The sequence below is a fragment of the Bacillus hominis genome, assembly GCF_018332515.1.
GTDB lineage: Bacteria > Bacillota > Bacilli > Bacillales > Bacillaceae_G > Bacillus_A > Bacillus_A hominis.
Window position 1 is genome coordinate 1 of record NZ_BOQD01000388.1, and the last position, 325, is coordinate 325.

The following is a 325-nucleotide window of genomic DNA, read 5'->3' on the forward strand; positions in this document are numbered from 1 at the left end:
AATTTAAAAAATAGTGCATTTGTTGGTAGTAATATAATGCATATGAATATGAGTAATTGTAATGTAAGTCAATCAAAGTTTAGGAATATAAACTTTAGAAGGTCTTCATATGCAGATTTAAATCTTTCTAGTAGTACATTTAATTTAGTGACATTAGGTGGAGTGCAATTCAAAAATACAAGTCTTGGAGATGAGAAGGAACCTATTTCATTTGAAAACTGTGACTTGGAAGGTAGTACAATACATAATAGTGACCTGAAAAATATTGAAATAGTAAATTGTGATTTAACTGGTATGAAAATAAATGGTATTCCAGTAGAAGAAC

General features: G+C 28.0%; 1 protein-coding gene. It reads left to right on the forward strand.

The features are described from left to right. On the forward strand, positions 1-325 hold a 325-nt coding region (locus KI356_RS25375; RefSeq protein ID WP_212936821.1), incomplete at both ends, for a pentapeptide repeat-containing protein.